We start from the raw sequence: 21,878 nt of genomic DNA on the forward strand, positions 1-21,878 counted from the left end.
TACCATCTAGTTATTATTCTCATTTTCTTTATTACGCGTAAATTCAATCGTATCAGTTTCTCGCATAGCTATTTCATAAATCATTTTAGATAGCACTTCCGTATTATGACGCACGTAGTATTCTTCAGAAACTTCTACTAAATTAGGATGTGTAAATACTTTAATATTTTGTTCTTCCATATGATTCATATCACATTTTACTGGTGATGCCCCATCTTCTCTATAACGCTTTAACACATCTTCAGTAAATGATTGGGTACTACAGATAGAGTAATTGATGAAGTTCTGACCAACATGATCATGTATTGCGTTCACATGATCGATTGCAGTGTAACTATTTGTTTCACCTGGTTGTGTCATAACATTTGAAACATATAGTTTGGGAACGTCTCCACCTAGCAGTGCATTAGAAATACCCTTCACGCATAGATTAGAAATCACACTCGTATAAAGTGAGCCAGGTCCTAGCACGATTAAATCTGCTTCTTCTATTGCTTCAACTGCCTCTTCCATTGGCTCAACGTCTTCTGGTTCTAAAAATACACGCTTAATCTTTTTATTCTTTTTCGGAATATTAGATTCGCCATATACAATTTCTCCATCTTCCATTACTGCATTTAAACGTACACTCGTATTGGTAGAAGGAATAACACGACCTCTAATATTTAAAATTTCACTTAGCTCTTTCACTGCATGTCCAAAATCGTTATTGATGTTAGTTAATGCAGCAATGAGTAAATTTCCTAAAGAATGACCTTCGACTTGGTTTTCTTTAAAACGATATTGAAACAATCGCTCTATTGTTGATTCTGTTTCACTTAATGCCGAAATAACGTTTCGTATATCTCCTGGAGCAGGTATATCCATTTCACTTCGTATTTTACCCGTACTACCACCATCATCAGCCACTGTGACAATCGTCGTAATATCAATCGGATAACCTTTTAAACCACGTGCTAAAACGGATAAACCCGTACCTCCACCTATAAGTACAAGTTTAATTCTTTTCATTTTTTGGTTTCACGCCACTTTCGACATGTGCATCCCTATGTTGCACATACACATTATAGTCAAAACTCTCCCTGAGTTCTGCTCCGATACGTTTGGCTAGTGCGACAGAACGGTGTTGGCCACCAGTACAACCTATTGCAATAACAAGTTGAGATTTCCCTTCTTTTTTATATCCTGGTACCATAAATTTCAATAAATCCATTAATTTTTCATAAAAAACATTTGTTTCTTTCCATTTCATTACATATTTATATACTGCTTCATCTTCACCAGTTAATGGTCTCAATTCATCAACGTAGTGCGGATTAGGTAAAAATCTCACATCAAATACAAGATCCGCATCTATTTGTATACCATGTTTAAAACCGAAGCTAATTACATTAATATTAAATGTTTGGAAGTTACTTTGATTAAAATAATCCCCCATGCGTTTGCGTAGTTCTTTCAGTGTCATTTGCGATGTGTCAATTGTATAGTTCGCTAAACTTTGAATTTCAGCCAACAACTCACGTTCTTCTTCAATAGATTCAATCAATGAACGCTGACCTTTTTCATTTAAAGGATGTGCACGGCGTGTTTCTTTATAACGAGAGATTAGTTTTTCATTTGAAGCTTCTAAGAACATTAAATCAACAATAACGTCTGAGTTACTTTTAATTTGATCCATTTCTTTAATTAAAGACTTAAATAGTTCCTTACCTCTTAAATCAATAGCAATCGCTACTTTTTGTAAAGAAGGATTTCCTTGCCCCATCAGTTCTACAAATTTTGGTAAAAGAATCGGTGGTAAGTTATCTACACAGAAATATCCAATGTCTTCTAAACTCTGAATGACCACAGATTTTCCAGCGCCTGACAAACCAGTTACAACCAACAATTCACTCTTTACTATTTCTTTTTCTTCTCGTTGCATCTCTTTACACCATCCATTGATTATTTTAATCGCAAAATTAGTTCTACGCTGTTAATAGCTTATTTATATTGGCATTTATACAATATATTTCATTTTTCTCAATATAAGTTTAACGAGTTAATACTATCACATTATATTTTACATGAAAAACGACTAAGGTAGTAGTTTTATCTATTAATATTATAACTCTATAGCTGTTTTTTTATGTAAAAAAGCTAGAATGTTATAACTTACTTATAGATCGTAAGTATGACATTCTAGCTATGACTGAATTCATCAATTTATTTCATCAATGAATCAATTTATTTATGCTTCAATTACATCGTTTAAATGTTCGATATATGCAATGGCACTTTGTGCAGCAATACTTCCGTCGCCAGTTGCAGTTACAATTTGGCGTAAACCTTTTTCACGTACGTCGCCTGCTGCATATATACCAGGTACACTTGTACTCATATCTTCATTAGTTAAAATGTAACCAACTTCATTAGTAATACCTAAATCTTGGAAAGGTATTGTTAATGGTTTCATTCCAATGTACACAAATACACCATCACCATCTAGTGTTTGTTCTGTGCCATCTTTCGTTGACTCTAATGTTACCGAACCTACTTTACCATCTTTGTCATTAATTGTTTTCAACGTGTGGCTCCAGATAAAATCAATTTTATCGTTTTTAAATGCACGATCTTGTAAGATTTTTTGAGCACGTAATTCATCTCTACGATGAACGATTGTTACGCTATCAGCAAATTTCGTAAGGAACGTTCCTTCTTCTACAGCTGAGTCTCCGCCACCAATAACGAATAATTTTTTACCTTTAAAGAATGCACCATCACATACCGCACAATAACTTACACCACGACCACCAAGTTCTTGTTCACCTGGAACACCAATTTTTTTGTATTCTGCACCTGTTGAAATGATTACTGCACGAGCAGTAATTTCACTATTACCAAGGTTAATCACTTTATGATCACCTTTATCTTCTATAGATTTAATATCTCCATATTGATATTTTGCACCAAATTTTTTCGCATGTTCAAACATTTTCGTTGATAAATCCGGTCCTGTTACCATTTCAAATCCTGGGAAGTTCTCAACTTCTTCTGTGTTTGCCATTTGTCCACCTGGCATACCACGTTCAATCATTACTGTGCTTAAATTAGCACGTGATGCATAAACTGCAGCAGTCATTCCTGCTGGTCCGGCACCTATAATTGCTACCTCAAAATCCACTTGTTCAGCCATTTAAATTGCCTCCTGTTTAATAATTCATTATGCGCAGTATATATGATTTCTTGCATTTCTTAAACTTATATGCTCACTAAATAATCTATCGTTTTATTTAAACGGTAAGAAGATATATCAAACCATTCGATTACTTGTTGTTTTGTTATTTTACTATCAGCATTACGATAATACATATACACAAATGCTGCAATATATTCATTTACATTTGTTAGGTCTACTTTTTCAGATATAATCGCTTCTGCTTGATCAATCCATACAATAAATAATTCTTCATTATTTTTCAATGATTTCACACCATACAACATCAATAACCCTCTATGAATGAAATCTAATTTGTTTAACTTTAAATCTTGAATAATATACGTAAGATATAGCTTTTCGTAATCTTCCATAGATTCTAGAACTGTCCAAATTTCTTGTGTCAAAAGCACTTCTCGTCCTTTTAACTGGTTTAATAAGAAAATACCATATAGCCTATGGTGGCTATCATCATGGAGTAACAATGGTAATACTTGTTCATCAAAATATATTTTGCTCTCAGCAATAACCCAAGGTGCATAACCTACATCTACTTTAGTCATTTCTTGCAACTTCGACCAAAAATATTCACTTTCATCAATATTGTTTAAATAGAAACTGTTATAACTTAATGCATTATACATTTGGATGGAAAGGAATTTTCCTTTTCTATAAAGTGGTTGTAATATTTTTTGCGAAGCTTCATATTGTTTCAAGTAACATAAAACGATACCTAGCTTAAATGACTCATCATCATTCATCGGCATGACTTTACTTAAAATTTTTAAATAGCGTTGGTATTTTTCTTTATCATTCGTATTATAAAGTAATAAAGTATAATGACATAATGCATGTACATCCGTATTATCTTCACTAAGCAATCGCTCAAACATCTCTTTAGCAATGTCATATTCATTCATGTATAAATAACACATTGCAAGTAAATTACGCACTACACGATGTTCTTGAATTTCATCATTTTGATTTAAGATAAATGTTCGTGCTTCAGGTAATCGTCCTTGGGAAAATAAGTATTGGAAAATAAGTTGTACTGCAAATAGCTGGCTTTCTGTCTCTATTTTTTCAGATGAAGTATAAGAAACTTCAAACATGTCTTCAAGTTCTTCTTTATAATCTTCATCTTTAGACATCGTGACATAATTTATACCAAATAAAAATGCTTTATTTGCTTCGTTTAGTGTAATGTTTAATTGACTAAGCTGAAAATAACTTTCTTCTACTAACTCTTGTTGCGCAATACTTTCATAAAATAGATGCTCTGCTTTACTACTTAGTCCCATGTTCACAAGACATTCCGCGTATTTTACTTTTACATCAAAATCTTGAGGTGACATTTCCAGCACTTTGCCATAATATTCTGCTGCCTTTTTATAATCTTGGTGCAGAAATTTTTGGTCTCCCAATTTTTTATAAAATTGACTATCTAATTTCATTGGTATTACTTTGCCGTTATGCGCCATCCATTATCACCTCCTAAATATTCATTAAGTTCTTATTTGCACGGGGTTTCCATATGCTAATGCTGAATCAGGTATGTCTTTTGAAATAACAGCCCCCGCCCCGACTTTAACATTTGCTCCTATGTTTACACCTGGTAATATCGTAACATTCGCACCAATTAAAGTATTATCACCAATTTGGACACGGCCTGTTCGGAACTCATCAACGAGAAATTCATGAGTTAAAATTGTAGTATTATAGCCAATCACACAATTTTTTCCTATGGAAATATACTCTGGGTATAATAAATCGGGAACCACTTTAAAAGCAAATGCTGTGTTTTCACCTATGCTCATTTTCAATAAATTGCGATACACCCAATGTTTCAATTTTACATGAGGCAAGTACCTGCAAATTTCAATTATTATCGTTTGTTTAAATATTTTAAAGTATCTAATATAACGATACATATGCCAAAGTGGGTTATTACCTTTAACTTTCACTTTTTTTAAATCACGCATGAAATTTTATCACTTCACTTTTTGATTTGACCAAGTTAACGGACCAACATTTTTATATCTTGGTGCGTTATATTTCACTCTTCTTATAATCATAATCACAATACCTACTACAATCAGTATAATAGACATTAGCTGTGCTACTCGAATATCACTTGTTAGCATCAAGCTATCTGTACGCATGCCTTCTACGAAAAATCTGCCAATTGAATACCATATCAAATATAGACAGAAAGTATCGCCTATACGTAAATGTTTTCTGAGCAAAATCAGTATAACAAAGCCTAGAATGTCCCAAATAGATTCATATAAGAATGTTGGCTGGTAGTATTTGCCATTAATATACATATTATTAATAATAAAATCTGGAATATGTAAGTTTTCTAAGAATGTTCTTGAAACAGGGCCACCATGAGCTTCATGATTCATAAAGTTGCCCCATCTTCCAATACCCTGTCCTAAAATCATACTTGGTGCAATGACATCACCAATTTGAAACGGGTTAATGTTTCTTTGTTTACAAATGATAATTCCTGTAACAAATCCACCTATTAAACCACCGTGTATTGCAATACCACCGTGCCATATCATCGGAATTTCAATGGGGTTTTGAATATAATACGGCCATTGGAAAATAACAAAATAAAGTCTCGCCACAATAAATCCAAATATTGCACTCCAAAAAATGATATCAACTAATGTATCTTTATCAAAGCCAATACGTTTCACACCTTCTTGAGCAATAAAATAACCCAAGAGTATCCCAACAGCGATAATAATGCCGTACCAACGTACAGAAATAGGCCCAAGCTCAAGCGCAATTGGATTGATATAATTTAATGTCATCATTTCCTATTTCTCCTCACTGTTGCTACCATTTCGTAATATTTCAGCATTTAAGCGATCATTAAACTCTTCTGCCGTATTGATGCCCATAATATTCAAACGGTAATTCATTGCCGCAACTTCAATAATAACCGCTACGTTACGTCCAGGTCGTACAGGTATTGTTTTTTTCGTAATTTCAGTATCTAAGATACGTAGTTTTTCTTCATTTAAGCCAACTCGATCATATAATTTGTCTTTATGCCAGTTTTCTAAATGAATATTTAAACGTAATCGTTTTTCAGTTAAAATCGAACCTGCACCAAATAATGTCATTACATTAATGATACCTAAGCCCCTAATTTCTAATAAATGTTCTATTAATTTAGGTGCTCTTCCAATTAATTCGTCTTTACTGATTTCTCTAATTTCCACATTATCATCTGCTACTAATCTATGACCACGTTTTATTAATTCTAATGCTGTCTCACTTTTACCGATTCCAGAATCACCAGTAATCAGTACACCTACACCATAAACATCAACAAGTACCCCATGAAGTGATGTTGTTCGAGCTAGCTCATGTTCTAAAAATGTAGTTAAACGACTCATTAATTGTGTAGTAGCAATTGTCGACGTAATTAAAGGTGTGTCGAGTTCTTTTGCTGCAGCGATAAGTTCCTCTGGGGGTTCTAAATCTCTCGTCACAATGATAGCTGGTGTGTCTGGACGACATAACTTTCTCATACGTCCTTTACGTTCTTCATCTGGTAATAAGTTATAAAAAGATAATTCCGTAGTACCTAATAATTGAATACGGTCAGAAGCATAGTGAGAAAAATAACCTGCCATTTCCAAACCTGGTCTTGAAATATCTGTATTTTTAATTTGTTTGTTTAAACCTGCTTCTCCAACAATGAGATCAAGTTCAAAGCGGTCTACTAAACTCTTTGTAGTTAACATAGTTCACCTCTATCAATATTTCTCTTACATTTACAATATGATATTATCATATCAAAAAGAAATGATAATCCATATCAAAAAGTGTAGAAGATCGATAATTCAATACATATCTATAATATCTGTCATTATATCAATTATAAACGATATCACATATCAGTGACTGATTATATTTTCAATTTATTCATTTAATTTATTACAAATCATTTTATGTGTAGTTGTTGCTTCTAAATACAAAAATACCCCCTTCAAAGTTTGCACATTAAAGTACTTACTTCGAAGAGAGCCTTTATACTTTATGTAACCCACCTTTTCGGATGGTGTTACATAAGCAATTTTCTTATCTTTTTATTTTACTGTATCTCTTTCTAGCACAGGTTTTAAGTATTGTCCTGTGTAACTTTCTTTTATTTCTGCAATTTGTTCTGGCGTGCCAGTAGCTACAAGCATACCGCCACCATCGCCACCTTCTGGACCTAAGTCAATAATATGATCTGCCATTTTAATAACATCTAAATTATGCTCAATAATAACTACAGTATCACCATTTTCCACTAATTTATTGAGTACTTTTAATAATCGACCAATATCATCAACATGCAAACCAGTAGTTGGTTCATCTAGTATATAGATAGAACGTCCCGTAGAACGTTTATGCAATTCAGAAGCGAGTTTAACACGTTGGGCTTCACCACCAGAAAGTGTAGTCGCTTGTTGACCCAGTGTGACGTATCCTAGTCCAACATCAACTAATGTTTTCAATTTACGATGAATTTTAGGTACTTTTTCAAAGAAATCAGTCGCTTCTTCAGCTGTCATTGCTAAAATATCTGCAATGTTTTTACCTTTATACGTGACCTCTAGTGTTTCTCTATTATATCTAGAACCACCACAAATTTCACATGGTACATACACATCTGGTAAAAAATACATTTCAATTTTTATAATACCGTCACCTCTACAAGCTTCACAACGACCGCCTTTCACATTAAAGCTAAAACGCCCTTTAGTATATCCTCTTACTTTAGATTCGTTTGTTTGTGCGAAGATATCCCTAATATTATCGAACACGCCTGTATAGGTTGCTGGATTTGATCTCGGCGTTCGTCCAATTGGTGATTGATTAATATCGATTATACGTTCAAGTTGATCTATTCCTTGAATTTCGTCACAATCACCTGGTTTTACTTTTGATTTATTAATGTGTTTTGCTAATGATTTATACAGCACTTCGTTAACTAACGTACTCTTACCTGAACCTGAAACACCTGTAACAACTGTCATTGTTGATAATGGGAAATCTACGTCGATATCTTTTAAGTTATTACTTCTTGCACCTTTAACACTTACTTTTCGGTCAGTTATTTCACGTCGTTCCTCAGGTACTTCTATAAGTTTTTTACCACTTAAATATTGACCAGTTAGTGATTTTTTTTGATTCATTACTTGTTTAGGTGTACCACTCGCGACAATTTCGCCACCATGTTCTCCTGCACCTGGGCCTACATCAACCAAATAATCAGCCGCACGCATTGTATCTTCATCGTGTTCTACGACAATCAAAGTATTACCTAAATCACGCATTTCTTTTAATGTGCTTATGAGTCGATCATTATCTCGTTGGTGAAGACCGATAGAAGGCTCATCTAACACGTAAAGTACACCTGAAAGTCTAGAACCTATTTGTGTAGCAAGACGAATTCGTTGTGCTTCCCCACCTGATAACGATCCTGATGCACGATTAAGTGTTAAGTATTCTAAACCGACGTTATATAAAAATTCTAAACGTGAGTTAATTTCTTTTAATATTTGATCTGCAATTTTTCTATCTTGTTCTGACAATTCAATGTGTTCATACATATGCAACGCATCTTTAATTGAATGTTCAACAACTTCTCCAATATTCCGACCAGAAACATATACAGATAATGCTTCACGACTTAAACGTTTACCATTACAAGTTTCACAAGGTAGCTCAGTCATATATTTACTCATCATCTCTCTAACAAGTTCAGATGGTGAATCATGGTAACGACGATTAATATTATTAAGCACACCTTCAAATTCCATTGTTCGTTTACGTGTTTGGCCATTACGTTGCTTGAATGTGAACTCAATTTCTTTGCCTTTAGAACCATTTAAAATGATATCTTGTTGTCTATCTGTTAATTTTTTAAATGGTTTATCCATATTAATTTTATATACTTCACAAACACGATTTAATAATGTTGGATAAAAATCAGAACTTGAAGATTCCCAAGCTATGATTGTACCTTCATTTAAAGTTTTGTTTGTATCAGGAATCACCAAGTCTACATCTACCTTTAATTTCAATCCTAAACCATCACATGTTGGACATGCGCCAAATGGGCTGTTAAAACTGAACATACGTGGCTCTAATTCACCAATTGAAAAACCACATATCGGACAAGCGTGGTTTTCTGAGAATTTTAATTCTTCTCCATCAATTATATCAACAATTAATGTACCTTCAGCAAGTCTAATCGCAGTTTCTATAGAATCAGCAAGACGTCCTTCAATTCCTGCTTTAACTACCAAGCGGTCTATTACCACTTCGATGGTATGGTTTTTATTTTTATCTAAATTTGGCACTTCGTTTACATCCATAATTTCGCCATCAACACGTACACGTACATAACCTTTTTTGCCAATGTCGTCTATGAGTTTTTCTTGTGCACCTTTTCTGTGAGAAATCACAGGAGCCAATAATTGGATTTTAGAACGTTCTTCAAGTTGCATCACCTGGTCTACCATTTGTTGCACAGTTTGCGATTCTATTTCAATACCGTGATTGGGACAGTATGGTTTACCTACACGTGCGTATAGCAACCGTATATAGTCGTATATTTCAGTTACTGTTGCTACAGTTGATCTTGGGTTCTTACTTGTAGTCTTTTGGTCAATTGATATGGCAGGTGATAAACCTTCAATCGTATCAACATCAGGTTTATCCATTTGACCTAAAAATTGTCTTGCATAAGCACTTAATGACTCAACATATCTACGCTGCCCCTCAGCATATATTGTATCGAAGGCAAGTGAAGATTTTCCTGATCCAGAAAGCCCCGTCATCACGATGAGTTTATCTTTTGGTATTTCAATATCTACATCTTTTAAATTATGGGCGCGAGCCCCTTTTACTACAATGGATGGTTGTTTCATATTTGTCACCCTTCTGCTTTTAATTCAAACAACATATCTCTAAGCTCTGTTGCTTTTTCGAAATCTAAATCTTTAGCTGCTTGTTTCATTTCTTTTTCTATATTTGCGATTGTTTTTTGGCGTTCTTTTTTCGTCATTTTCTTAGGTACTTCAGTTTGTTGTTGTTCATTCGTTTCATCATTTTCGACTGTTGCACTAATAACATCATGAATTTTCTTATTAATCGTAGTAGGCGTAATATTATGTTTTTCATTATATGCTTTTTGAATTGTACGACGTCGCTCCGTCTCATCAATAGCATAACGCATGGAATCTGTAATCTTGTCACCATACATAATAACTTCACCACGACTATTTCGTGCTGCACGTCCACTCGTTTGAACAAGTGATCTATGTGAACGTAAGAAGCCTTCCTTATCAGCATCAAGAATAACAACAAGAGATACTTCTGGTATATCGATACCCTCTCTTAATAAGTTAATTCCAACAATGACATCATATGTTCCCATACGTAAATCACGAATAATTTCTATACGCTCCAAAGTTTTAATTTCTGAATGTAGATAATTGACCTTAATGCCAGCTTCTTTCAAATAAGTCGTTAAATCTTCACTCATTTTTTTAGTTAATGTCGTAACTAGCACACGTTCATTACGTTCAATGCGCTCATGAATTTCACTTATTAAATCGTCAATTTGATTTTCGGTTGGTCGCACTTCAATCTCAGGATCTAAAAGACCTGTTGGACGAATGATTTGTTGTACCATTTCATCTGTATGTTCTAACTCAAATGGACCAGGTGTGGCAGAGACATAAACGAGTTGATTGGTTTTTTCTTCGAATTCTTCAAATTTCAAAGGTCTATTATCTAAAGCGCTCGGCAAACGGAAACCATGATCTACAAGTACTTGTTTACGTGCACGGTCTCCATTATACATACCTCTAATCTGAGGTAATGTCACATGTGATTCATCAACCATCACAAGCCAATCATCACCAAAATAGTCTAATAACGTATACGGCGTTGACCCCATGGGTCTTAGCGTTAAATGAACAGAGTAGTTTTCAATACCAGAACAAAAGCCCATTTCTCGCATCATTTCTAAATCATAATTCGTACGTTGTTCTAAACGTTGTGCCTCTAATAATTTATTTTCTGAGCGTAACTCTGTTAAGCGTTCTTCTAATTCATTTTCAATTCTTTGTATTGCAGATTTCATTTTTTCCTCACGTGTTACAAAGTGGGAAGCTGGGAAAATCACAAAGTGATCGCGCTCTCTTAAAACTTCACCCGTTAAATAATTCACTTCACGGATACGATCGATTTCATCACCAAAAAATTCTACACGAATACACATTTCTTCTCTCGAAGCAGGAAAAATTTCAACTACATCTCCTCTTACACGAAATGTACCGCGTCTAAAATCAATATCATTTCTCGAATATTGAACATCTACTAATTTTTTTAAAAGTTCACTTCTATCCATTTCCATACCAGCTCGAACACTGACTACTAAATCTCGATATTCTTCTGGATTACCTAAACCATATATACAACTGACACTCGCAATAATAATGACATCATCTCTTTCAAAAAGTGAACTTGTCGCTGAATGTCGTAATTGGTCAATTTCATCATTTATTGAAGCATCTTTTTCAATAAATGTATCAGTTGATGGTACATAAGCCTCTGGTTGATAGTAATCATAATAACTGACAAAGTATTCTACTCTGTTTTCTGGAAAGAATTCTTTAAACTCACTATATAATTGCCCTGCTAATGTCTTATTATGTGCGATAATAAGTGTGGGTTTTCCTATTTGTTTAATAACATTACTCATCGTAAAAGTTTTACCTGTACCTGTCGCACCGAGTAATGTTTGATGACGTTTGCCCTCATTGATGCCTTTAACTATTTTCTTTATCGCATCTGGTTGATCACCTTGAGGTGTAAAATCAGATTGTAATTTAAATTGATGGTGTTCCATAGTGACACATGCCTCCTATATAATTTCTAACGATACGAACATACCTGATGTGTCTATGTTTAAAATGTATTTACCACTGTTGTTGTATGTCTGAATCAAGTTTGCAGATTCATATTCTCGTAACATATTTTAACAGATTTATAAATACAAAAGCAAACATTTGTTCGCTTTTTATCTTGCTATATATAAAGAAAAACAAACATAGTTCTGTCACCATGTTTGCCTAAGTTGTATCTGTTTATCCTAAAATAAACTATATTGTTGAAGTTATACAATTATAAAACGCTTATTTAACTATAGCAATTAAGTTGCTTAATACTTATTGCTTAGTCATCTTCTTTTTTATGAAATTCTAATTGATCGATAATAAGGTAACCAGCCAGCAACGAGGCGACATCTATAAAGATGATCCATTCACTATGAAAAAAACCTTTTTGAACGGATGCACCAATTATAATTAATGTTAAAATCGTTCCTACCCATTTACTTCGTGTTAGTACGCTGAAAAACACCACGAAAATACATGGAAAGAAGGATGCGAGCACATACCAAACCATTCACTTCACCCATTCCTATTATTTAAAATAGTCATTGTTGTTTCACGCAATTCTGATCTTGGAATGAATTTTTCCGTTAACATTTCAGGAATAATATTATCTATAAAATCTTGTACCGAACTTAGATGATCAAATTGCATAATCGTTTCTAAGGACATCTCATATATTTCGAAAAATAGTTGTTCGGGGTTACGCTTTTGTATTTCTCCAAATGTTTCATATAATAAATCTATTTTGTCAGCTACAGAAAGTATCTGACCTTCTAATGAGTCATCTTTACCTTCTTGAAGTCTTTCTCGATATATATCTTGGTAAGCTTCTGGAATTTCTTCATTTATAAAATGATCTACCATCTCTTCCTCAACTTGTGAGAAGAGTTTTTTTAATTCGCCACTTGCATATTTAACTGGTGTTTTAATGTCACCTGTAAAAATTTCAGCAAAATCGTGATTTAGCGACTTTTCATATAAACTCTTCCAATCTACTTCATTACCATGGTATTCCTCTACTGTAGCCAAATATTGTGCAATTTTTGTCACCTTAAATGAATGCGCAGCGACATTATGCTCAAAGTATTTAAATTTTCCCGGTAATCTAATTAATTTTTCTAAATCAGACAAGCGTTTAAAATATTGATGTACTCCCATGACATCGCCTCCTAGTTTGTTTAATGAATGATTATACTTAATTTTATAATATCATTCAACAATAAAAATGTCTTATCAATGTAATTGAATTTAACTAATTCAATTTAAAAGGTCTCTAGGACATAAATTCATATTTCAGCCTCCGTTGTTATTTTGGCAGTAATTGACTGGACATATACTAAGAAATCTTATTAGAAAAATATTATTGTGCCATTACCTTATTAATGACATTTATTAACTGCAATGAGTTATAAACATAGAACCACTCCAAAACATGCTGGAGTGGTTCTATGATGTACCATTCATTATACTAAGCAAAACTCACCTCTAATATAATCTCACTATTAAACACCTTTTCTTTATCTATTTAGTTGATATTGTATGTATATTCCAGGTATATGATTGACTAATGAATATAATTATATTCATTAGTGTTGTGAATCGTTCTATAAGATTTTTGTCCTACACCTTGCCAATTCATTTCTGATACTACAATTGATCCATCTGGGTTTTTACGTTCTACAACACCTACATGGCCATAATTACCTGCATTACTTTGAAAAATCGCACCCACTTCAGGTGTATGATTGACTTTGTAGCCACTATTACTCGCTGCTGAAGCCCAATTATTCGCGTTGCCCCAAAGGTTACCTACTGATTTCCCTAATTGTTGGCGACGATCAAATGCATAGTATGTGCATTGTCCCCAATTATAATAATTACTACCATTTGAAGCTACTTGTGTTGGTTTATATTGATTAGAATACATTTGTGTACTTTCATTTTGATTAATTGCTGCTTCTTTTTCTACGTAATCCCAGGTATGCTGTGTCGTCGGTACAAAGCGATTTAATATTACTGGAACATCATTATCTTCTCTTGTTTCATTCTGTACTTGTTGCTCGTTAAAACTATTTTGAAATTGGTTGTTTAAATGTGCTGAACCCTTTTCAGATACTGCCACTAATTGGCCTGGGTAAATAACTTCTCCTAGATTTGGGTTTAACTGATAAATTTGTTCTAAATTAAGCTGATATTTTCCGGCGATATTTAAAATCGTATCTCCTTGCTTTACTTCTACTATATCTTTGTCTGGAAGAATTAATTGTTCTCCTGCTTGTACAACTACTCTATCATTCAATTGATTTAATGACTGAATTTCATTTGTTGTTGTAGCAAATGCTTGCGCTATATCAGATAATTTAGCATCTTCTTTTACTGTGTGAATTTGGTCTGCTGATGCAATACCATTAAAGCCAAAAAACAATGCTGCCGATGTTATAGAAAATGTTAATCCTTTCTTCATTACATGTTCAACCCTTTACTGTCTTGAATTTTAATCAATCATAATATAGCATAAAATATTTCCTCTTTTGCGATTGTTATTATACTGTAATGCAATAGATAATTGAGGATAAATATGGGTTTGTTCCATTAGCTTAAATGGCGTTTAAAACCTTGCTATTACGACCTTCCAAAGACCATACATAGACATCAGTTAAATCTAACATGTAATATTTAAAATTGCATTTTACATATTTTTTATTTATTTTTAAAATTTAATTTAATCATGAGACACTTCAATTCACGCTGTAATTTCACGACTCTAACTGTTATTGTTTCCAAGTCATTTTATCCATGCGTATTCCATTCAACGCTTTAACGCTTTTAAATATTATTTACTGATTAAAAAAAGATCTCGTCACTAGTTTAAATACTAATGACAAGATTTTTGATGAACATTTACTTAACTTTCTGAATGCTCCATTTGACTACGTAAGTATGCTTCTATAAATGGACTTATATCTCCATCCATAACTGCATCTACCTTACCTGATTCTTCATTTGTTCTATGATCTTTAACCATTGCATAAGGGTGGAAAACATAAGACCTTATTTGACTTCCCCAGCCAATTTCTTTTTGCTCACCACGAATTTCTGCCATTTCTTGCTCTTGTTCTTCAATTTTCAATTGATATAACTTAGCTTTCAATGTCTTCATTGCAGCTTCTCTGTTTTTAATTTGAGAACGCTCATTTTGGTTATTTACTACAATACCTGTAGGATGGTGGGTAATTCTAATTGCTGATTCTGTTTTATTAATATGTTGGCCGCCTGCGCCAGACGCCCTAAATGTATCAATATTAATATCATCAGGATTTATATCGATTTCAATTTCTGTATTATTGAATTGTGGTATAACATCACAAGAAGCAAATGAAGTATGTCTACGTCCAGACGAATCAAACGGTGAAATACGGACAAGTCGATGCACGCCTTTTTCAGCTTTTAAATATCCATAAGCATTATGACCTTTAACGATTAATGTAACACTTTTAACGCCCGCTTCATCACCAGGTAGATAGTCTGCAATTTCAACTTTAAACCCTTTATGTTCACAATAGCGTTGATACATTCTTAAAAGCATGTTTGTCCAATCTTGTGATTCAGTACCGCCTGCGCCAGGATGTAGTTCCATAATGGCATGGTTGGCATCATATGGACCATCAAGTAATAATTGTAGTTCAAATTTATCTAAGTTCTCTTTAAAATCTAATACGTTCTGTTCTAGATCTGATTTCATATCTTCATCATCATCGTCTAATAATAGTTCTCTTGTTGTTTCCATGTCTTCTATTTCAGATTCTAATCCTCGATACGCATTTACGATTGTTTTTAAAACATTATTCTTATCAATAATTTCCTGTGCTTTATCTTGATCATCCCAAAAAGTAGGGTCAGTCATCATTTCTTCGTATTCATGAATATTTGTCTCTTTTTCTTCTAAGTCAAAGAGACCCCCTAAGCTGCTCTAATTTTTCATTGTAAAAACCTATATTACGTTTAATTTCTGATAGTTCCATCAATACATCTCTCCTGTTATCGTACGATTGAAATACTACTATTAAATTATGTTATTTTATTCAATATATCTATTCTACAAAAGTTTGAGCCCTAATTACAACTTTGCCACTGTTTTTTATTTATCAAAACACGCTAACTTTAATTTTGATAAATAAAAACCGGAAGTTGATATATAGTTTATCAAGGCTTCCGGTTTTATTTAAAATCACTTTCAAATTACGCACCGTGGCAGTTTTTATATTTTTTTCCACTACCGCAAGGGCAAGGATCATTTCTACCGATATGGTCATCTTTAACATAAGGCGATGCTTTAGCCTTTTCTTTACCATCTTCTGCAGATACATGTTCAGCCTTACCGAAATCTGTAGCTTTATCACGTTCTAAGTCATCTTCAACCGTTACTACTGATTTCAAGATATATTTGCTGACATCTTCTTCGATATTTTGCATCATTGTATCGAAAAGTTCGTGCCCTTCGTTTTGATAATCACGTAACGGATTTTGTTGGCCATAAGAACGCAAATGGATACCTTGACGTAGTTGATCCATTGTATCTATATGATCTGTCCAATGTAAATCGATTGAACGAAGTAAAATCATACGTTCGAATTCATCAAATTGTGTACCAATTTTCTCTTTTTGATCTTTTAAAGCCACTTCAACTTTTGACCAAACAATATCAATGATATCTTCTTGATCTTTACCTTTGATATCTTCTAGTTTTAAGTCGCCTTCATTTAAGAATACATCATCAATATAGTTAATGAATGGCTCATAATCTAAATCTTCTTCGTCTTCATTTATATAATAATGAACGCTTCTATCTAATGTAGACTGGAGCATTTCATTTACTAAATCTCCACTTTCATCATTATCAATAATACGGTTACGTTCACCATATATAATCTCACGTTGTTTACGTAATACATCATCATATTCAAGTACACGTTTACGCGCATCAAAGTTATTACCTTCTACACGTTTTTGGGCAGATTCAACAGCACGTGACACCATTTTAGATTCTATTGGTGTAGAATCATCCATACCTAAACGATTCATCATACTTTGTAAACGCTCCGAACCAAAACGTACCATTAAATCATCCTGTAGTGATAAGTAGAAGCGACTGTCCCCTTTATCACCTTGTCGTCCCGCACGACCACGTAATTGGTCATCAATACGACGAGATTCATGACGTTCTGTACCGATTACTGCAAGGCCTCCGATTTCTTCAACACCTGCGCCAAGTTTAATATCTGTACCTCTACCTGCCATGTTAGTAGCGATAGTAACTGCACCACGTTGACCAGCACCAGCAACTATATCTGCTTCACGTTCATGATTTTTAGCATTTAAAATATCATGACGTACGCCCTGTTTCTTCAATAAGTCAGAAATATATTCACTGGTTTCAACTGCAACTGTACCTAATAGTACGGGCTGTCCAAGTTTATGTTTTTCAATAACATCGTCAACAACTGCATCAAATTTACCTTTTTGACTAATGTATATTAAGTCTGGTTTATCCACACGTTGTATCGGTTTGTTAGTAGGAATTTGAGTTACTGTCATATTATAGATGTTTCTGAACTCTTCTTCTTCGGTTTTAGCTGTACCTGTCATACCAGAAAGTTTATTGTACATTCTGAAATAGTTTTGGAACGTAATAGAAGCCATTGTTTTAGATTCGTTTTGAATCTTCACGCCTTCTTTCGCTTCTATAGCTTGGTGTAAGCCTTCTGAAAAACGACGTCCTGGCATTGTACGACCAGTAAATTGGTCAACAATTAAGACTTCACCATTATTAACCATGTAATCTACATCTCGTTGTAATGTTACATGTGCACGTAATGCAGTGTTAATGTGGCTAATAATATCAACATTATTAACATCATATAGATTATCAATCTTAAACATGCGTTCTGCTTTATCAATACCTTGTTCTGTTAATTGAACAGCTTTGGTTTTTTCATCGTAGTTATAGTCGTCTTCATTTTTCAACATTTTAGCAAAGACATTTGCTTGTGTATAAAGTGAGGTCGATTTCTCAGCTTCACCTGAAATAATCAGTGGCGTACGCGCTTCATCAATTAAAATTGAGTCAACTTCATCAATGATAGCAAAGTTTAATGGTCTCATAACACGTTCTTCTGCATAGTTCACCATATTATCACGTAAATAATCGAAGCCTAACTCATTATTCGTACTATACGTAATATCACTTGCGTATGCTTCTCTCTTCTCATTAGTTGTCATACTGTTCACATTTAATCCTACTGATAACCCTAGAAATTCATATAGTTCTGCCATTTCTTCGCTTTGTGTACTAGATAAATATTCGTTTACTGTAATAACATGCACGCCACGACCTAACAATGCGTTTAAATAAACTGGCATTGTTGCAGTTAACGTTTTACCTTCACCTGTTCTCATTTCAGAAATATCGCCACCATGAATTGCAATACCACCCATAACCTGAACTTTATATGGAATCATATTGAACACACGTTTCGAACCTTCTCTTACGAGCGCAAAAGCTTCCGGTAAAATATCATCGAGCATTTTATATTGTTTTTTAATATCTTCTTCTGCTTGTAATTGTTTTTGAAATGCTTTTGTTTTCTCCCTAATTTCTTCATCAGTTAATATCGACGTATCCTCTTCTAACGCAAGGACTTTGTCGGCTAATTTACCAAGGCGTTTTATTTCTTTTTTATTGCCATCTGCAATCTTTGATAAAAAACCCATTTTGTTCGCTCCTTTAGCTTTTAACTCTTCGCTTACAACAATTTATGATATCACTTATAAGCTTAAATTTACACTTATTAACTTTCCATTTAAACCGTTTTTCGCTTGTTACTGCTATTTTTTATTTATTAGTAGTTTTCATTTTTTATTATATTTCTTATCCAATAAAAATATACACAAATTCTTACCTAACTTTCAAATTATTTCATAGTAACACAACAAAAAATGAGCGTCCATGATTTAACTCAATCATGAACGCTACGGTTAGTTTAATATTGGACTTAATTAAAACAAATTATTCAGTTGTTTCAATCAAACCATATTTTCCATCTCTTCTTTTATAAACAATACTTGTACCATCAGTTTCACGATCTGTAAAAATAAAGAAATCATGTCCTAATAAATCCATTTGCAATACTGCTTCTTCTGAATCCATAGGTTTCAAACTGAAATTTTTTGAACGAATAATTTCGATATCACTTTCATTATCATCATTTTGAATCTCTTCTGCTTCACTTTCTTGTGGTAATGATGCAAATGCTTCTTGTTCTCCACGACTTCGATTTTTACGATTTATACGCGTTTTGTATTTTCTAACTTGTCTTTCAAGTTTACCATTAATCGAATCAATACCTGCATATAAATCATCGTGGCGTTCTTCAGCTCTTAAAGTAACGTTTTTCAATGGAATAGTTACTTCGATTTTCGCTGCTGAATTTTGATACGTTTTTACTTTAACGTGTGCGATTGCATTTGGCACATCACTAAAATATCTTTCTAATTTACCAATTTTCTCCTCAATATAGTTGCGAATCGCATCAGTAATAGTGAGGTTCTCCCCGTGAATTTCAAATCTGATCATAATAATCGACTCCTTTAAAAACCTCTATATTGGTAATATTGCTTACTATTATAATACCACGTTTCTCCTACCGTGCAAACGTAAACACATCGAATTTTCTGATTTTTCTAACAAAAAGTAATTTTGCAGCATTATGAACTGTTAAGCCTGTAGTATAAATGTCATCTACAAGTAAAATATTTTTATTTTCTAAATCTATATTTTTTGCGATTTCAAATGGATTTTTTGATTGAGCGCGCAATTGTTTTCCTAAAAGTGATTGCTTTGGACGAACTCGCGTACATAGTAAAGCCTCGTAATTCACGCCCATTTCATCTAACACGGTCAACACGGGATTAAATGTTCGCTCTTTATCTCTAACTAAAGGAGATGGTATCGGCACAATATAATCATATAATATTTGAAGAAACTTAAGCTGTGTTGCTAATATTTCACAGATTGCGACATCTTTTTTAAATTTATATTGATGTATAAGTGCCTTCATCATACCTTTATATTGGTATTGACAATATAACTGATTCATTAAACGATATTTTGTAGCTAAAAATAGACAATCTAAGCAGTTCTCCTCACTTTCGTCTAATTTCTTTAAACATCTGACACATCGATTGAAGGGCTTAATATTGATCTCAGCCCACTGTTCTATGCATGATTCACATAATTTAGATGCTTTTTTAAAAAATGTGAAGGCATTAAATACTTCAGAATACGTATGATGACATTGAATACATTTAGCCATCTAACCATCCCCTGCTTTGCGCTAATACGTTCATTTTTTTAATGTCCTTTCGTGCTTTAAGCATGTCCATCGTAATTCCCTCGTGTAAATATAGTACTAATCCTGATGGGGCTTCTAATTTACGCCCCACTCTTCCAGCAATTTGAACAAGTGCACTACTTTCAAACATATGACTATTAAGCACAATAACGTCTAAGTTTGCCATAGTAAATCCTCTTTCTAAAATTGTAGTGGTAAACATCACTTTATATTCACCTTTTCTTAAATCGCTCACTTTTTCAAAACGAAATACATCCTCACTATGTACATAAGTCAATGAAGTTATTTCTGTTTTATAACAATGATACATTTGTTTCATAAGATGTATGTGATTAAAAAACACGAGCGTATACCGTCCTGATTCAATTTGATGTTTCAATAGTTTCATAAGAAAGCGTTGCGTTTTGTGAAATTTTATTTTGTAATATTTAAACTGAGGAACTGGCAAAGGTTGCCTATGGAAACGGGCAGGCAATGTTACTATATGATCTGCTTTCATTTTTCTAAGTAATGCAGTTGGCGGCGTCGCAGTCATGTAAATGTGGCAATGATGTTCTTTTGAAGCATGTGTTATGACATCAAAGAGTATTGGATCCATTGATAAAGGAAATGCGTCAACTTCATCTACAATAATCAAGTCAAAATGATGCTTAAACCGATATAATTGATGTACCGTAGCAATCACAAAGTGACCATTATGACATTGTCTCTGACCTTGATAGAGTATATCTATCGCTTCATCTCGAAAAGCTGGTTTAATACGTAAACTCACTTCTATAACAACATCTACTCTAGGCGATACAATGGCAACATTATAGCCTTCTCTTCTCGCAAAACTAATACCTTCAAAAATCATTTCTGTCTTACCTGAGCCTGTCACAGCATACAATAAAATAGAATTAAAATTTTTAACCGCTTCTAAAATTTTAATTGAAGCAAAGCGTTGTTGTTCTGATAATTCAAATGGCAAATGATATATTCCCTGGGAAATATCCGCATTTGTTCCAGTAATATATACTTCATTAATATTATCCATTCTTCCCAAATTGATACAATTTCGGCAATACACAACTTCTTTATCTAATAATGTTGAAAAGTATTTGTAAAAATGACGTTTTTCTTGTGTATGACACTGTATACAATACCAACATCCTTTTTTGTTTATCACTCCAGTAGAAATGTGTTTAATTTTCTCATCAGTTAACATATCTTTTTCGATAATTATTTTTCCATAATGTTTTATTTTAGATAACCTCCAATAAAAAAAGACATGTACACCATCCTTGGCAT

17 protein-coding genes are annotated in these 21,878 nt (G+C 33.4%); all 17 read right to left on the bottom strand.

Features of this window, described 5'->3' with window-relative positions:
* Window positions 1-6: 6 nt before the first annotated feature.
* On the bottom strand, window positions 7-1,011 hold the full coding sequence (locus ACA31_RS08110; protein ID WP_057512824.1) for a gluconeogenesis factor YvcK family protein: 1,005 nt from the start codon (window positions 1,009-1,011) through the stop codon (window positions 7-9).
* Window positions 998-1,924 carry an RNase adapter RapZ gene (gene rapZ / locus ACA31_RS08115; RefSeq protein ID WP_057512825.1) on the bottom strand — a complete coding sequence of 309 codons (927 nt, stop codon included), beginning with the start codon at window positions 1,922-1,924 and terminating at the stop codon, window positions 998-1,000. The genes ACA31_RS08110 and rapZ overlap by 14 nt, the downstream gene beginning before the upstream one ends.
* A gap of 306 nt (window positions 1,925-2,230) precedes the next feature.
* Window positions 2,231-3,175, bottom strand: a complete 945-nt coding sequence (gene trxB / locus ACA31_RS08120) for a thioredoxin-disulfide reductase (protein WP_057512826.1) — start codon at window positions 3,173-3,175, stop codon at window positions 2,231-2,233.
* A gap of 65 nt (window positions 3,176-3,240) precedes the next feature.
* On the bottom strand, window positions 3,241-4,677 hold the full coding sequence (locus tag ACA31_RS08125; RefSeq protein WP_057512827.1) for a tetratricopeptide repeat protein: 1,437 nt from the start codon (window positions 4,675-4,677) through the stop codon (window positions 3,241-3,243).
* Between the two features lie 24 nt (window positions 4,678-4,701).
* A complete protein-coding gene (locus ACA31_RS08130) occupies window positions 4,702-5,178 on the bottom strand; it encodes an acyltransferase (RefSeq protein WP_057512828.1) in 477 nt (158 codons plus the stop codon).
* A 9-nt stretch (window positions 5,179-5,187) separates the two neighbouring features.
* Complete coding sequence (gene lgt / locus ACA31_RS08135; RefSeq protein WP_057512829.1) at window positions 5,188-6,024, bottom strand: prolipoprotein diacylglyceryl transferase; 837 nt, start codon at window positions 6,022-6,024, stop codon at window positions 5,188-5,190.
* Between the two features lie 3 nt (window positions 6,025-6,027).
* Window positions 6,028-6,963, bottom strand: a complete 936-nt coding sequence (gene hprK / locus ACA31_RS08140) for an HPr(Ser) kinase/phosphatase (RefSeq protein ID WP_057512830.1) — start codon at window positions 6,961-6,963, stop codon at window positions 6,028-6,030.
* Between the two features lie 345 nt (window positions 6,964-7,308).
* Window positions 7,309-10,143 (bottom strand): excinuclease ABC subunit UvrA, encoded by a 2,835-nt coding sequence (gene uvrA / locus ACA31_RS08145; protein ID WP_057512831.1) that lies wholly within the window; start codon window positions 10,141-10,143, stop codon window positions 7,309-7,311.
* A gap of 5 nt (window positions 10,144-10,148) precedes the next feature.
* Window positions 10,149-12,131 (bottom strand): excinuclease ABC subunit UvrB, encoded by a 1,983-nt coding sequence (gene uvrB, locus ACA31_RS08150; protein WP_057512832.1) that lies wholly within the window; start codon window positions 12,129-12,131, stop codon window positions 10,149-10,151.
* A gap of 326 nt (window positions 12,132-12,457) precedes the next feature.
* Window positions 12,458-12,688, bottom strand: coding sequence for a CsbA family protein (locus ACA31_RS08155; RefSeq protein ID WP_057512833.1), 231 nt, complete (start codon window positions 12,686-12,688; stop codon window positions 12,458-12,460).
* Window positions 12,689-12,693: 5 nt separating this feature from the next.
* Window positions 12,694-13,335, bottom strand: a complete 642-nt coding sequence (locus ACA31_RS08160; RefSeq protein WP_057512834.1) for a YfbR-like 5'-deoxynucleotidase — start codon at window positions 13,333-13,335, stop codon at window positions 12,694-12,696.
* Between the two features lie 406 nt (window positions 13,336-13,741).
* Window positions 13,742-14,641 carry a COG3942 and LysM peptidoglycan-binding domain-containing protein gene (locus tag ACA31_RS08165; protein WP_057512835.1) on the bottom strand — a complete coding sequence of 300 codons (900 nt, stop codon included), beginning with the start codon at window positions 14,639-14,641 and terminating at the stop codon, window positions 13,742-13,744.
* 441 nt (window positions 14,642-15,082) lie between these two features.
* Window positions 15,083-16,199 (bottom strand): peptide chain release factor 2 gene (gene prfB, locus ACA31_RS08170; RefSeq protein WP_156393440.1). Its coding sequence is split into 2 segments (ribosomal slippage): window positions 15,083-16,126 and window positions 16,128-16,199, totalling 1,116 coding nucleotides; the frame shifts between segments, so codons are not numbered across the junction.
* A gap of 217 nt (window positions 16,200-16,416) precedes the next feature.
* The gene (secA, locus tag ACA31_RS08175) at window positions 16,417-18,948 is read right to left on the bottom strand and encodes a preprotein translocase subunit SecA (RefSeq protein ID WP_057512836.1); all 2,532 of its coding nucleotides are present in this window, start codon (window positions 18,946-18,948) and stop codon (window positions 16,417-16,419) included.
* A 295-nt stretch (window positions 18,949-19,243) separates the two neighbouring features.
* On the bottom strand, window positions 19,244-19,810 hold the full coding sequence (gene hpf / locus ACA31_RS08180; protein WP_057512837.1) for a ribosome hibernation-promoting factor, HPF/YfiA family: 567 nt from the start codon (window positions 19,808-19,810) through the stop codon (window positions 19,244-19,246).
* Between the two features lie 67 nt (window positions 19,811-19,877).
* Window positions 19,878-20,549, bottom strand: a complete 672-nt coding sequence (locus tag ACA31_RS08185) for a ComF family protein (RefSeq protein WP_057512838.1) — start codon at window positions 20,547-20,549, stop codon at window positions 19,878-19,880.
* The gene (locus tag ACA31_RS08190; protein ID WP_253721380.1) at window positions 20,542-21,624 is read right to left on the bottom strand and encodes a DEAD/DEAH box helicase family protein; all 1,083 of its coding nucleotides are present in this window, start codon (window positions 21,622-21,624) and stop codon (window positions 20,542-20,544) included. The genes ACA31_RS08185 and ACA31_RS08190 overlap by 8 nt, the downstream gene beginning before the upstream one ends.
* Window positions 21,625-21,878: the final 254 nt, after the last annotated feature.

Origin of the sequence: Staphylococcus sp. NAM3COL9, from assembly GCF_001431205.1 — a bacterium.
Lineage (GTDB): Bacteria > Bacillota > Bacilli > Staphylococcales > Staphylococcaceae > Staphylococcus.